Source organism: Synechococcus sp. PCC 7336 (assembly GCF_000332275.1).
GTDB lineage: Bacteria > Cyanobacteriota > Cyanobacteriia > Thermostichales > PCC-7336 > PCC-7336.
Window position 1 is genome coordinate 906,570 of sequence record NZ_CM001776.1, and the last position, 13,881, is coordinate 920,450.

The following is a 13,881-nucleotide window of genomic DNA, read 5'->3' on the forward strand; positions in this document are numbered from 1 at the left end:
GAAGATCGACATTTTTCTGGCAAGAATTTGACAGGAATAGCAAGAGAGAATCTTGTGGATCTACAGAGCCCTTAAGAGATTCTGTTAAGGGTTCAAAACCTGCGCTAGCATATTCCTCCTTCAGCGATTGGTCGGCACTCCATATGCTTCAAGCCAATAGACGCGGCAAAATTAACAATGTCTGCATACGTCTGGAATGGAGCAACCAGTTCTTGCACTGACTTTAGAGACACGACAACGTCAGATTTACCTTTTGCAGTTCTGATTCTGTCTGTGACTTGCGTTGTAGACATAAACGATGCGATTCTCTGTTTTTATAAATTCAACGGGTGAAAACCTCAACTGTGGGGCATTACCGCGAACTAGTTTTGGCGATCGATCGCCCCAGAACCTAGGCTTCATCCGGGTCAACCCCCAACGCCCGCAACCGTTCTGCCAATCGCTCCGCCCGCTGCCGCTCAATCTCCGCCCGCTGCTTCTCAACCTCCGCCCGCTGCCGCTCAACTTCTGCTCGCTGCCTCTCAACCTCCGCCTGCTGCCTCGCCTGCTCCGCCTGTTGCCTCTCAACCTCCGCCTGCTGCCTCGCCTGCTCCGCCAACTCCCCCTCAAACGGCAGCACCTCCCCCGCCAAAGTCGCCCACCGCAGCCAATCCGCCTCAATCTCCTCAAACACCCCGTGCCAGCGCACCAACGCCAGCCCCAACACCTCCGAAACCAAGCGATCGCCCTCCCCCACTGCGATCGGTACATATCTCTCCTGAGTCAGCGAAAACCCTGCCAACTCTCCTCCAAAGGGATCGAACCAAAAATACTCCGGTACCCGCAGGCGATCGCGATAGATTGCCTTCTTCTCCGTCTTATCCCGCCCCGCCGTACTCGCCGACAACAGTTCAATCACCACATCCGGTCCCTTACCTTCTTCCCACACCACCCAACTCTTGCGCTCTCGCTTCGGCACCCCCAACACCGCAAAAAAATCTGGCCCCTTAAAATCGCGATCGCGCACCTGCTCCAAGCTGTAATACACAAACATATTCCCCCCCACAAACCCCTCGTCGCGATCGCGCCAAGACAACCGCAACGGCTCGATCAGCAGGTGCATTTGAGCGGCATGGCGAGGGGTTTCCATCGGCACTCCATCGTCATAGGGCAGCTCGTCTTGCGTGGGAGGCAATGTCACGCCGTGCTCGGCGAGTTGCGCCAGCCTTGCCTCATCTAGTTGAATCGCCATCAGCTCTTGCCTCCAGCGGCAAACGTCTTCAGTAACCAGTGGTTCGCACCGTCATCCTCAGTCTGACTGCGTTTCAAAGCCCGTTCCACCACAGAGAGCTTCAATCTTGGCAGCACTCGAAACTCCTGGATACGACCGCTATATCCTCATCTGACCGCGATCGCAATCAAATCGGCTCCCTGCCAATGCAGGGCTATCGACCAAAGCGTCAAACTCAGCCCAACTCCCCTTCCTCCACCGATCGGCGTGAATGTTTGACGGCTGAGACAAAACGCTAACCATTGCGGCTGGCCTCCACAATCTCAGTGTATTCAAATTCATTCGGGCTCGGGCTCACCAGTGGGTAGCTCGCCCCCTACAGTCACAATTTGAAGAACTCTGAAGAGTTCTCACTTAACGTCAACTGGTCCAAGCCTGCTTGCCGCGTGGAGAACAAATACCCAAGCCATAGAGATGTTTACTGAGTTGTGCCAAACTCATACCTGGTTGAACATAGCTGTTAAAAATCTCACGTACTACAGCGGCTTCAACTGGATTGACACTGACTCCAGCCGCATCTCGGGGATGTTCCAGGCTACTGCTGTCGCCCGCCGCTTCACCACCCCCCAAGCCTGCGGCTATGGGCGGAGCACTGCGACGGAATTTCGGTAATTTCTCGCCCCATCTTTTTCACCCGAATAGACAACCGTTGTAATTATCTTGGCTTCAAGATTCTCTGCTTCTTCTTGCTCGATAACAGTGAAGTTATCCCGTTTGGATTCTAAATCATCAATATGCGCCTCAAAAACATACTGAGATTTGAATCTGCCGCTAAATCTTCTGACTTGTACAAGAATACGCCAGTATTCATACGCCGTCTTTCTGAGAGGTACTGGATATCGTCGGAATGGCCCTCATCAGTGTTAAATCATCCAAGTGGGAATTGGATCTCAATCAAACCGCCCGCGAATGTAATACGTTGATTTTCTGAATCTTTCTGTTCCTCTGTAATGGATGCTTTCTGGAGGACTTGCTGCTCCACCGTACACCCTGCTACCGTCAGAAATGGGCTCGCAATGGCCAGAACAATTTTTTCATTATTGTGGACTTCCTAGATAACATCGCTTCTCATGCTTGGGTAAGGATACCCAGAAGCTGATTTCACTGCCTGCTCCTGCCCCGACTGCAGATTGAGATGTTCTTAAGCTTAAATAGTCAATCCTGACAATTTCCTGTTATAGCTCTTAATAAATCTAGTTAGGAGCGATCGCGATTGTGTTTCCCTTTCGCTGGCGTGAGCGCGCTGAAGATAAGTACCTGCAACTGCTGTTTGCTTTCTTGTTTTTATTTCTGGCTGCCCCACTGATATTGCGCATCGGCTTTTGGGGCGAGTTCCTGCTAGCTTACATCTTGCTTGGAACGATTTTGCAAGTCATCCGCACCTTCAACGTGGGCAAGCGCCTGTTTCGAACCTTTCTTCTGTTAGGCGCAACCGGGGTTGTCAGTGGAACCGCGATCGCTTTGGCTGAGCTGCAGACTCCCATCGAAACAATCTTACAAGTTGTCAACGATCTGAGCACAATCGCGTTTTTCCTGCTGGTCATTCTCCTATTCGTGGCAAAAATCTTTCGAGATAAGACCGTCACTATTGACACGCTAGTGGGAGGGATTTCGGTCTATCTCACGATTGGATTGATGTGGGCAACAATTTACCAACTCATCCTAATCTTTGACCCTTTGGCGTTTGCCTTGCCGGAAACGCAGGAGTCGGCGCGCAGCGGCATGTTTTATTTCAGCTACGTCACACTCACCACGTTGGGGTATGGAGATATTGCGCCCGTCCAGCCAGTTTCAATGCTGCTCGCCGCCCTGGAAGCGATCGTCGGTCAAATCTTTCCGGCTATATTTATTGCTCGTCTCGTCGGGCTCTACACAGCCCGCGAAGCCAGCGATCGCGCCAGTTCGGAAAATCGAGACCCTTCTGAGTGAATTGAGGGCTATGCACCTTTAGGCCGATCGATGACCCCCTCTCCAGAAAGGGTCGAGGCACATGACAATTGCTGTAAATTTGTTGGTTGGCGAACCAGACCTGTTGCGGCAACCGAGCTACTATGGCGCTATCCCCAAAGGGGGTGGCGTGCTGTTACTTGAAGCCCGACCATGATTTTGTTCGTTAACGCTTTTATCAAGCGTCCCGTGCTGACCACGGTCTGCTCGATCTTAATCGTGTTACTGGGTGCGGTCGGACTGCTGTTTTTGCCCATTCAACAACTGCCTGAAATTGCGCCACCCCAAATCACTGTCGATTCACTCTTTATTGGTGCTGATGCCCAAACGGTAGAAACTACCGTCACCACTCCGCTCGAACGCGAGATTAACGGCGTCGAAGGGATGCGCTATATTTCCTCGCAGAGTAACAACGACGGCACCAGCCAAATCGTCGTCACCTTCGAGCCTTCGCGGGATAAGGATTTAGCCACAGTAGACGTGCAAAATAAGGTTTCGACGGCCCAGTCCGACCTGCCGAGCGAAGTGTTGCAAACGGGAATTACCGTTCAGGCTGCGTCTACAAATATTCTCCTGGCCTATGCCTTCTATCCCGAAACCGACCAATTCGACGAGACATTTGTCAGTAACTACCTCGATCTATTTGTCTTAGATGAAATCCGTCGCATACCGGGTGTGGGTAGGGCTGATATTTTAGGCGAACGCAAGTACGCCATGCGGCTGTGGCTCGACCCCAATAAGATGGCTGGCCGGGGTCTGGCGGCGCAAGATGTCGTGGCGGCCCTACAAGAGCAAAACATTCAGGTGAGTGCGGGACAAGTGGGGTTGCCCCCCTCGCCTCAGGGTCAAGAGTTTCAAATTAGCTTGCGGGCGCGAGGGCGACTGGAATCGCAAGAGGAGTTCGAGAACCTCGTGATTGCCACAGGGGAGGCGGGCAATCTGGTTAAGCTAAGGGACGTGGGCCGAGCCGAACTCGGGGCAGAAGATTACCAAATCGCCGTAGACTTCAACGATCGCCCTGCCGTCTTTTTTGCCGTCTATCAATTACCGGGCAGTAACGCCCTGGCAGTGGCACAAGCCGTCAAAGCCAAGATGGAAGAATTATCTCAAGCTTTTCCTTCTGGGGTGCAAGGTACCCTGGCTTACGACACCACTAAATTTGTCGAGGTGTCTCTGGCGGAGGTGATTTCCAACCTGGTTCAGGCGATCGTGCTGGTCGTTCTGGCGATCTTTGTGTTTTTGCAAGATTGGCGGACGACGCTCATTCCGGCTGTGGCGATTCCGGTGGCTTTGCTGGGAGCCTGCGCCATGTTGTTCGCGGTGGGTTTCTCAGCCAACACGCTGACCCTGTTTGCCTTTATTTTGGCGACTGGCCTCGTGGTGGATGACGGCATTGTGGTGGTTGAAGCTGTCTCTGTCAAAATTTCCCAAGGGATGCGGCCGCGTCAAGCTGCGATGGACGCCATGAAAGAACTGACCGGGGCGATCGTCGCCACGTCTCTGGTGTTGATGGCTGTCTTTATCCCCGTCTCTCTCCTGCCCGGTTCTACTGGGATTGTTTACCGCCAATTTGCCCTCACTATTGTCTTCGCGATTCTCTTTTCCACCTTTAACGCCCTCACGTTTTCGCCCACCATGTCGGCGCTATTACTGCAGGCCAATCAAGAAACCAACGGTAGCGGACTGTTGGGTCGTTTGTTTGACAGGTTCAACCGAGGGTTTAGCTGGATTATCGATCGCTATCGGGGGCTAATGGGCAATTTGAACCGCGCCAAGGCACTCGTAATGGTTGCTTTTGTGGGCGGTTTGGCGCTGATGGTCTGGATGTACCAAATTGTGCCGACGGGCTTTATTCCCGAAGAAGATCAGGGGTATGTGCTTGTAGTCGGTCGCGCCCCAGAAGGAGTATCGCTAGACTACACCCGCAATCTGGCGAGCCAAATTTACGAGGTCACCCAAGATTTTCCCGAAGTTGCTACCTTTTCTGGGCTTAGCGGCTTTGGCTTTGACGGTCGCGGCTCCAATCAAATTACGGGATTTATCACGCTCAAAGACTGGAGCGAACGCAAACAACCCCAACAGTCTGCGTTCGCCTTGCTCGATCGCCTCAATGGCAGACTGTCAGAGATTACCGATGGCATTGTATTGGCGGTCAATGCGCCTCCAGTGCCGGGGTTGAGTAGCACGGGGGGCTTCGAATTCCAACTGCAGGATCGCACTGGCACCTTGACGTCACAGGAATTCCTCGGGGTTGCCCGAGATGTGATTGATGTGGCCAACGATGGCAATCCAAATTTGTCCGGTGTGTTTACGCAATATTCGGCCAATACTCCTCAGTTTTTGGTAGAAGTCGATCGCGAGCGTGCCAAAGCTTTGAATGTCAACGTCGACGATATTTTCTCGACGCTGCAAATCTATTTGGGATCGGCCTTTGTCAATCAATTTACCTTAGGTCAGCGCCAGTATCGGGTTTACGTTCAGGCAGAGTCTGAGTTTCGCTCCGATCCCGCCGATATCGACCAGCTCTACGTTCGTTCCACCACCGGATCGCTCGTTCCGCTCGACAATTTGGTGCGGAGAGAAGCGATTGTCGGTCCTCAATCCATCAACCACTACAACCTGTTTCGCTCCATCAAGCTGCAGGGCAGTCCCGCTGCCGGCAAGAGCTCCGGGCAGGCAATTCAGGCTATGGAGGAAACATTCGAGCGAGCCACCATCCCTGGCGTTACGTTTGAGTGGACGACGACGGCTTTAGAGGAAGTCAGAGCTGGAGGATTGGTGGTCTACGTCTTTCTGCTGGGCATTATCGTCGTCTTTTTGGTGCTGGCGGCCCAATACGAAAGCTACGTCGATCCAATCATTATTCTGCTGACAGTGCCCCTCGCAATACTGGGTGCTCTCGTGGCAGTTTGGCTGCGAGCCAACCTATTGGGTACCAATATCACCAATGACATTTACTGCCAGGTGGGTCTGGTGATGCTGATTGCCCTGGCCAGTAAAAATACAATTTTGATTGTGGACTTTGCCAACCAGGAAGTCGCCAAGGGACTGAGCATCCCCCAAGCGGCATTGCGAGCTGGCGAGCTGAGGTTCCGACCGATTTTGATGACGGCATTTTCTACCCTGGTGGGCTTTTTGCCGCTGCTGACCGCATCTGGGGCCGGGTCGGTGAGTCGCTGGTCGTTGGGAACGGCGGTATTCGGCGGCATGTTGGTGGCGACGGTGTTGAGTCTGTTCTTTGCCCCCATTCTCTATATTGTGATTAAACAGTTGGCCCAATCGTTCTCCGGCGGCCAACCCGCACCGCCGAGCGATCGCCCGAAGAATGGCAAGGGGGACATTACAGGCTGGCTGCGATCGCTCTTGCCCCACTCGGGCGATCGCGAACTCGCCTCCACCCCCCCCCACGCCTCTGGAAACGGAGCATCTAGCCAGTCATTCACTGCAGATAGAGAAGACAAATCCTCAGTCTAGGTTCTGGCGATCGCGATTCTCCAGAGGGTCGCGATCGCTTCGGAGGATCGGCCATCCTGACAAGCTGTTGAGGTAAGCAAAAACCATGCCAGTTTACAAAGATCGCGAAAACATCGAACTGCAAGTCAGTATGCGAGATATCAATCGCGGTCAGTTCCCCATCGTTTGCGCTCTGCTGCGCACCTTCACCGAGACCCTCGACGGCAGCGACGCCCAATTGATCGTCTATCAGGAAGAGCTGAACCGCTTAGTGGAGGACTACGGTCTCTATGCCGATGTCTTCCATCGCTTTAAGCTAGATGATTGCGAATGGATTTGTCGGTCGTATCAGCGCACGCTACCGCCTACGCCTCCCGGCATGATTTATAGTCTGACCCTATCCGAACACTTGCGTCGCTTCCGTTCGCAGTTGGGGGCAAAGGTAAAGACTTCATCCTAAATAGAATGGATTCCGGTTCTGTCTTGCCAGCTTTAGAGATGGCAGCTCGACGATGACAGCTTCGAAAAGAATGGCGATCCGCCGGAGTAACTAGCTAACAACTCAGTTCGAGGGAGAAGGAAAGCTGTGTCTGATACCGATCTAGCAGCACTGGTGGCCCAATTAAGCGATCGCGTTGCCAAGCTGGAAGGAAAAATGGCCATGGTGGCCGATGTCTACCGCTTCGGGCGGCTGCGCGATTGTCTGACCGCTGGCGACTGGAAGGAAGCCGATCGCGAAACGGCTCGGGTGTTATTAGAAATTGCCGGCCACGATCGAGACTCCCTCGCGCCTGAAGACATTGCAACATTTCCCTGTGGCGAATTGCTGGCGATCGACCAACTCTGGTCGATCGCCAGTGGTGGGCGGTTTGGATTTAGCGTCCAGCTTGCGACTTATCGCGGTGTGGGCGGCTCTCTCGATTCCACCCGCGAAGACGATATGGACTTACTGCGCCAACTTGGCGAACGACTGGGCTGGTGCGTCAACGGACAATGGCAGGGAGACACCTACGACACCTGGACTTTTAGTCTCGATGCCCCCTCGGGCTGCTTCCCTGCTGCCTGGTGGAAGTCGCCCTACGGAGCCAAAATGGTGAATTCGTTTTTGGCTCGATTGATGGCTTGCAGTTTGTAACTGAAATTAGGATGCAGCCTCGGCAGAGTTCTCAGCCTCTGCTTCAGACAGTTGGGTGATGGGTGTGTTGTTACGCAGTTTGAGAATGCCGCTGGTGACAATGCGATCGCCTGGGTTTAAGCCATCTTTAACGTGATAGCTTTGTCCCTGAATGGCTCCTAGTTGGATGGGAGTTTGTACTGCAATCACTTCGTCGGCGTTCTCGACAGGCTCCGCTTCGCCAGACTCGACCCCTGCAGGTGACGCGACAAACACAAAACTCTGACCGCCAATGCGCGAAATAGCTGAAGTCGGGACCAACAGCCCCGGCGACTCGCTCCAAATGACGCGAGCGCGGACAAATTGGCTATTGCGCAACCTGCCGTCCAAATTTTCGTAAATGGCCTTCACCAAGATGGACTGGGTTTCATTGTCCACCCTTGGGTCGATAAAGGAAATTTCGCTGGTTCCAATGGTCTCGTCGGTCTCGCTCAAAAAATCCACCGGCAACCCCGAAGCAATTTGCGGTGCGCGTTCGAGTGGAATGCGAATTTCCACTTCCAGTGCCCGATCCTGCGTCAGTGTAGTCAGCACTGTACTGGTCTGGACAAAATCGCCCACTTTGACCGGAACTTCACCGATGGTGCCGCTAAAAGGAGCGCGAATCGTAAAAAATTCGAGCTGAGAGGCACTCGCTTGGGCCGAAGCTTCTGCTTCTTCTGCCTGGGCCCGCATCTCGGCGATCGCCACTTGCGATTCCCGCACGGCTTCTACCTGAGCAGCCACATCTGCTTCCGCCTGACGAATGTTGCGACTCGCCTCGTCCAGAGCTTGCTGCGAAACCACTCCTTCTGTTTGCAAAAAAGTATTGCGCTCGAATTCGACCTGGCGCAGCTCGACCTCGGCCTCAGCACTACGTTGTTGGGCCAGGGCGCGTTCCAGTGCTGCTTCCTGGCGACGCATCGCCTGCTCTCTGGCAACTACGGTAGACCGTGCAGCATCGAGTTCGGCCCGAGAGACACCAGCATCGATTTGCATGAGTGGGTCTCTTGCTGAGACCTCATCCCCCAAGCGAACGTAGACGGCGCTGAGATTGCCCGACACGCGCGGGCTAATGGTGGCAAATTCCTCAGACACGATGTTGGCGAGATACACTGTGCTATCTCGCACAAGGGCTTCTCGCACTGGCTCAATGTCCACCGGCACCGCCCGATCGGCCTGCGGACCACTACCGCCACCGCCACAGGCCGCCAGTACGACTAGGGCAGCGATCGGCATTAAGGCGCGGCCAAATTGGCCTGGAAACAGGGTTGGCTGGCTGGAGTGCGCGTTACCTTTCGTACCAATCACTTTAAGTTTTCTCGCGGCGAGCCTTCTCGATAATTATAGATAGAGAAATTGTTTGCAGCGGCTAACCAGCTGGTTTTGAAGGTGACTGGCTGTCAAGTGTCGACTTGCATTGAGAGGAAATCCTGAGGGTATGGAGAAGACAGACATAGCTGATAAAGCTGATAGAATTTTGCGAGGTGTTCGAGATCGCGGCATTCATACAACGATTCATACAACGATTTCAAAGGAAGTTGTGATGCGAGGAATCCAAAGATACACTGCCAACTGGTTTCTCTCTCTAGGGGTTCTCGGTTGCGTGCTACTCTCGACCTCACTCATCAGTTTTCCGGCACAGTCAGCTGAGGAAATCAGCATTAGATATCGTGTCGCGCAGCGATCGATCTCGGTAGAAGATTTAGACACCTTCGTCACAACCGGCGAGATTCCCCGCAGTTTGCAGTGGTATGCCAACCGCCTGACTGAAGAAGAGCAAGCTATTCTGCGTACCGTATTGCAGCGACCTCTTGCAGTTGAGCCCAATGTCATCACAACTTTTGTCAGAGATCCCGCTGGAGAATCTTTGTTGCGACGCCTGCTGGTGATGTTTTGGGGCGGGCTAGACGATGAAGCCCTGTTTAAAGCTCTACGAGCTTCATTGGTTTTGGCCGCTACTGATGACACGGGGCTAACCATTATGAACTTCATCCAAAAATATCCCCTGAGTCAGGTGCGGATCGATTTAAACGTCGCGTTGGAAGCGGCTGAAGACCTCAAGAAAATCATTATTGACAGCGACAACATCTTTGCTGCAATTCAGCAGAAGGCGATCGCTCCATCCCCAGACCAGTTACCGCCGAACTTCACTGCCCCCGGAGATCCCGGAACGCTGACCTGGGAAAAGAGGGAGATTGCGTTTAATAATCCCAAACGGGGCTTCCAAGAATTAGTGACTGCTGATGTCTACTTGCCGCAGGGCCTCGATGTGCCTGCGCCACTCATTGTTATCTCCCACGGCGTTGCCTCCAGCCGTGCCACCTTTGCCTATCTGGCAGAACACCTCGCCTCCCATGGCTTTGCAGTTGCGGCGATCGAACATCCCGATACAGACGCACTTCGATTCCAACAATATATCAATGGTTTCGCCGAGCAACCCAATCCCAAACTCTTTGTACAACGACCCAACGACATCACGGCTCTGCTAGACGATCTCGAGCAAAAGATTGCTGAGCTCCCCACTTGGCAGGGGAGATTGCGTACCGATCGCGTGGGAATTTTCGGCCAATCTTTGGGCGGGTATACCGTTTTGGCTGCTGGCGGGGCCCAACTCGATTTCGATTACCTAATGCAAAGTTGCCAAGACGCTGAAAAAGAAATTCTGCCGTTCAATTTGTCACTTTTATTGCAATGTCAACTGCAGGAATTGCCCCAGTCAGATGGCAACTTGCGCGACGATCGCGTCGCCGCTGTTTTAGCTGTCAACCCAGTCAGTAGCTCGCTCTTCGGCCCTCGCGGCATGAGTCAGCTGCAGGTACCCATCATGATGGTGGCAAGTTCCCATGACTTCGTGACGCCCGCAGTTGACGAGCAAATCGTTCCTTTCACTTGGTTGGAGACCGAAGAACGATACTTGGTTTTTATCGAAAATGGGACCCACTTTACCTTTTTAACAGGCAGTGAAGATGCCATTGTCGAACTTCCCAAGCAACTGATCGGTCCCGATCCGGAACTGGCCCAACCTACAATGCAATGGATGGCGACAACCTTTTTCGAAACGTATATCAACGGGTCGAGCGAACACGAGTCTTTTCTCGCGGAACTCTTGTTGCCGTCAAGCAGCGGGGATTTTGAGTATGCATTAACACGATCGTTTACTCAAGCCGATCTAGACGCAGCTGTGAGGCTGTCTGAGTAAATATGCATATTTAACGAAATACATTTAGGACAACGGAGATACCAAAATGGCGCAGCAAAAAGGGTTCGGAGTCGCGATCGCCCTCGCAGGATTTTTTGCAGGGGCGATCGCCCCTTTACCAGTCCTAGCCCAAGAGAGTAGTGCAACCGAGTCCAGCGAATTATCGGCAGATATTGCTGTCCGAGCACAAGTTCTGGAGGAGAGAGCAGAAGAGTTTATCGACGCTCTCAATCAGGGCAATTTTGCCCGCGTGCGGGGGTTCATTGCTGAGTCGCTGAGGGAACAATTTACGGAAGCAACCATCGAGCAGGAATGGCAGGAGATTTTGGAGACAGCGGGGCCGTTTGCTCGGCGGGGTCAGTCTCGATACGAATGGGCTGTCAACACCGATTTTGTCGCGATTGAGTTGGAATTTGAACATGCGGCTGGCGATTTATTAATGGTGTTCGATCGCCAGCAACAGATTGTGGGCTTAGATTTCCCGCCGTTACGCACCCAGACGGCGATGGAGATCGCCGAGCAGATGGTCGATGCACTCGCTGCCAGCGAGTTTGTCGAGGCCCGTCGAGACCTACACCCGGTGCTAAAGGGGGAATTGCTGCCGGAAGATCTGCAGGAAAAATGGGATCGCCTGCAGGCGATCGTCGGTCCGTTCCAGCAACGACTGTCTTCAGAAGTACGACAAACATCTGAACTCGACATCGTATTCGTCACATTGGAGTTTGAGAATGTGACTGAGAATTTGCTGATCTTTGTCAATCGGGAGCGACAGATTGTCGGCGTGGATTTTCCCCGACAGATATAGGGGTAGCGTCGATGGCCGTTGGCCAGCCGACTGATGGGCGCAATCAGATTGCAGCGCTCGTAATAGCGCAGTGTGTGAACGCTCAGTCCGGCTGCCTCCGCAACTTGCTGAATGGTGAGTTCCTCTGCCATATCCCTAGCCTAGAAATTAGAGCGCGCTCTAAGTCAAGCACAAGTTTGCGAGCTGCCTACTTCATCAGTAGGCTGAAAGTCTGCAAACAATCTCGATGCGAAAGAGCAGGGGCAATCCATGACGAGCAAGGAAGACGCGATCGCCCAGAAATAAGAGATGCCCTTTGCTTAGCGCGATCGCAGACTCTAGCAGCTATGGGCGCTAGTCTGGTACAGATCGCTATTTGGCACCATTGCCCGTAGGAGACTTCGTGCTATCTCGCTTTGCCCGCATCACTTCCCGTCAAAGGGAAATCGTCGAGGTCGTGCTTCGCAACGGCTGGGGTTACATGCGACAGTTGCTCACCGGTCGCAAGGCCGGAGAACCCGTTCTGCCTCCTCCAGCGGTGTTACGCAATATTTTGGTAGAGCTGGGGCCAGTTTACGTCAAGCTGGGCCAACTGCTCAGCACCCGTCCCGACCTCTTGCCCGCCGCCTACATCGATGCTCTTTCCGACCTACAGGCCAACGTTCCACCGGTAGCGTGGGTGCAGGTGGAAATGCTGCTCGAAGAGCAATTTGCCGATCGCGAGCTAGAGGAGATCTTTACCGCGATCGACCGCGAGCCCGTCGCGGCAGGCTCGATTGCCCAAATTCACCGCGCCACGCTTGCCAGAGGTCGAGAAGTGGCGGTTAAAATTCAGCGCCCCGACCTCGATCGGCTCGTTGCGCGAGATATTGAGCTGATTAAATTGGCGGCTGACTTGGTTGCCTCGACCGAATTCGGTCGTACCTACGACATCGTCGAATTAGCGAATGAATTCGCCGAGTCTCTGCAGGCAGAACTCAACTTTACACAAGAGGCAAAACACACCGATCGACTGCGTCAAAACTTGGCCGACAGTCGCTGGTTTGAGGGGGAAAGACTGGCGATTCCCGAAGTGATTTGGGAGGTCACCACCGACAAAGTGTTGGTGTTGGAATGGCTGGAGGGAACGTCGCTGCTGTCAGCCGAGATGTCTGGCAAACCAGAAGCAGTACAAAAAGAGCGGAAAGCGATCGCCCGTTTGCTGCTGCGGGCCTTCTTTCAGCAAATTTGCCTGGATGGTTTCTTCCATGCCGATCCCCATCCCGGCAATCTGTTTTATCTGCAGGGGGGACAGATCGCCCTACTCGATTGCGGCATGGTGGGCAACCTCGATCCCCGCACCCAAGACATTTTGGTGGAACTGCTGCTGGCCATCTCCACCCTCGATTCCCAACGCTGTGCCCGACTCATTCTCAAACTTTCCCCTCCCGAGACCCCGATTCGGTTGGTGTCTTTGCAAAACGACTTGACGCGCCTGCTCCGCCGCTATGCTGGCGTCAGTCTGGCACAGCTCAATTTCGGGCAGCTCTTTTACGAAGTGCTGGAAGCGGCGCGCAAAAATCAGATTCGCGTACCGGGGAATTTGGGACTCTGTGCGAAGGCCCTCGCCAATCTAGAAGGGGTGGGTCGATCGCTAGACCCAGAGTTTGATGTGGTGGCAGAAATTCGACCGCTGGCCACCGATCTGCTGCAAGAACAAGTGCTGGGCAATCGCCCTCTGACAACTGCGCTGAGGGCACTGCTAGATATTCGCGCGCTCTCGCTGCAATCTCCTTATCAGTTCGGATTAATCTTAGAACGATTCGCCAATGACACATTGCAGTGGAATCTCAGCTTGAGGGAGCTCGATCCCCTGCGCAAAAGTCTCGATGACTCGGCCAACCGCCTGTCCTTCAGTATTGTGGTGGGAGCTCTGATTATTGGAGCTGCTACGATCGCGACCCCCGACCCCACCAGTCACCTGTTTTGGGTTGGCAATGCTCTGTTTATTGCGGCCAGTGTTTTAGGCGTTTGGCTCTTGGTGGAAATTATCCGTTCGGGCGGCCCGAAGTAGAGGTGAAGGCGATCGTAAC

12 protein-coding genes and 1 pseudogene are annotated in these 13,881 nt (G+C 53.6%); 8 read left to right on the forward strand and 5 right to left on the reverse strand.

The features are described 5' to 3' along the window. Window positions 1–391 precede the first annotated feature (391 nt). The 3 genes from SYN7336_RS04415 to SYN7336_RS32905 form a co-directional block, all read right to left on the reverse strand. A complete protein-coding gene (locus SYN7336_RS04415) occupies window positions 392–1,231 on the reverse strand; it encodes a Uma2 family endonuclease (protein ID WP_017324715.1) in 840 nt (279 codons plus the stop codon). A 138-nt stretch (window positions 1,232–1,369) separates the two neighbouring features. Then, the gene (locus SYN7336_RS30480; protein ID WP_156820024.1) at window positions 1,370–1,513 is read right to left on the reverse strand and encodes a hypothetical protein; all 144 of its coding nucleotides are present in this window, start codon (window positions 1,511–1,513) and stop codon (window positions 1,370–1,372) included. Window positions 1,514–1,630: 117 nt separating this feature from the next. Beyond that, window positions 1,631–1,711: a hypothetical protein gene (locus SYN7336_RS32905; RefSeq protein ID WP_369791877.1), complete on the reverse strand. Its 81-nt coding sequence runs from the start codon at window positions 1,709–1,711 to the stop codon at window positions 1,631–1,633. Here SYN7336_RS32905 and SYN7336_RS32615 point away from each other — a divergent pair. The 5 genes from SYN7336_RS32615 (at window position 1,685) to SYN7336_RS04455 (ending at window position 7,805) form a co-directional block, all read left to right on the forward strand. Continuing rightward, window positions 1,685–1,882, forward strand: a complete 198-nt coding sequence (locus tag SYN7336_RS32615) for a hypothetical protein (RefSeq protein WP_017324716.1) — start codon at window positions 1,685–1,687, stop codon at window positions 1,880–1,882. The two genes, SYN7336_RS32905 and SYN7336_RS32615, sit on opposite strands and share 27 nt — an antisense overlap. Window positions 1,883–2,485: 603 nt before the next feature. After that, a complete protein-coding gene (locus SYN7336_RS27680) occupies window positions 2,486–3,199 on the forward strand; it encodes a potassium channel family protein (RefSeq protein WP_017324718.1) in 714 nt (237 codons plus the stop codon). 171 nt (window positions 3,200–3,370) lie between these two features. Then, complete coding sequence (locus tag SYN7336_RS04440; RefSeq protein WP_017324720.1) at window positions 3,371–6,691, forward strand: efflux RND transporter permease subunit; 3,321 nt, start codon at window positions 3,371–3,373, stop codon at window positions 6,689–6,691. A gap of 85 nt (window positions 6,692–6,776) precedes the next feature. Beyond that, the gene (locus tag SYN7336_RS04450; RefSeq protein WP_017324722.1) at window positions 6,777–7,130 is read left to right on the forward strand and encodes a hypothetical protein; all 354 of its coding nucleotides are present in this window, start codon (window positions 6,777–6,779) and stop codon (window positions 7,128–7,130) included. A gap of 126 nt (window positions 7,131–7,256) precedes the next feature. Further along, complete coding sequence (locus SYN7336_RS04455) at window positions 7,257–7,805, forward strand: GUN4 domain-containing protein (protein ID WP_017324723.1); 549 nt, start codon at window positions 7,257–7,259, stop codon at window positions 7,803–7,805. A gap of 6 nt (window positions 7,806–7,811) precedes the next feature. Here the strand turns inward: SYN7336_RS04455 and SYN7336_RS24435 are convergent, their stop codons facing one another. Then, window positions 7,812–9,134, reverse strand: coding sequence for an efflux RND transporter periplasmic adaptor subunit (locus SYN7336_RS24435; RefSeq protein ID WP_017324724.1), 1,323 nt, complete (start codon window positions 9,132–9,134; stop codon window positions 7,812–7,814). Between the two features lie 235 nt (window positions 9,135–9,369). On the opposite strand from SYN7336_RS24435, the gene SYN7336_RS24440 reads away from it, so the two are divergent. Beyond that, complete coding sequence (locus tag SYN7336_RS24440) at window positions 9,370–11,025, forward strand: alpha/beta hydrolase (RefSeq protein ID WP_051039758.1); 1,656 nt, start codon at window positions 9,370–9,372, stop codon at window positions 11,023–11,025. Between the two features lie 46 nt (window positions 11,026–11,071). Beyond that, a complete protein-coding gene (locus SYN7336_RS04470) occupies window positions 11,072–11,830 on the forward strand; it encodes a DUF3887 domain-containing protein (RefSeq protein WP_017324726.1) in 759 nt (252 codons plus the stop codon). A gap of 14 nt (window positions 11,831–11,844) precedes the next feature. On the opposite strand, the pseudogene SYN7336_RS28635 reads toward SYN7336_RS04470, so the two are convergent. Further along, a pseudogene (locus SYN7336_RS28635) lies at window positions 11,845–11,961 on the reverse strand (MerR family DNA-binding transcriptional regulator); the annotation flags it as partial. A gap of 251 nt (window positions 11,962–12,212) precedes the next feature. On the opposite strand from SYN7336_RS28635, the gene SYN7336_RS04475 reads away from it, so the two are divergent. Then, window positions 12,213–13,862: an AarF/ABC1/UbiB kinase family protein gene (locus SYN7336_RS04475; RefSeq protein WP_017324727.1), complete on the forward strand. Its 1,650-nt coding sequence runs from the start codon at window positions 12,213–12,215 to the stop codon at window positions 13,860–13,862. Window positions 13,863–13,881 lie beyond the last annotated feature (19 nt).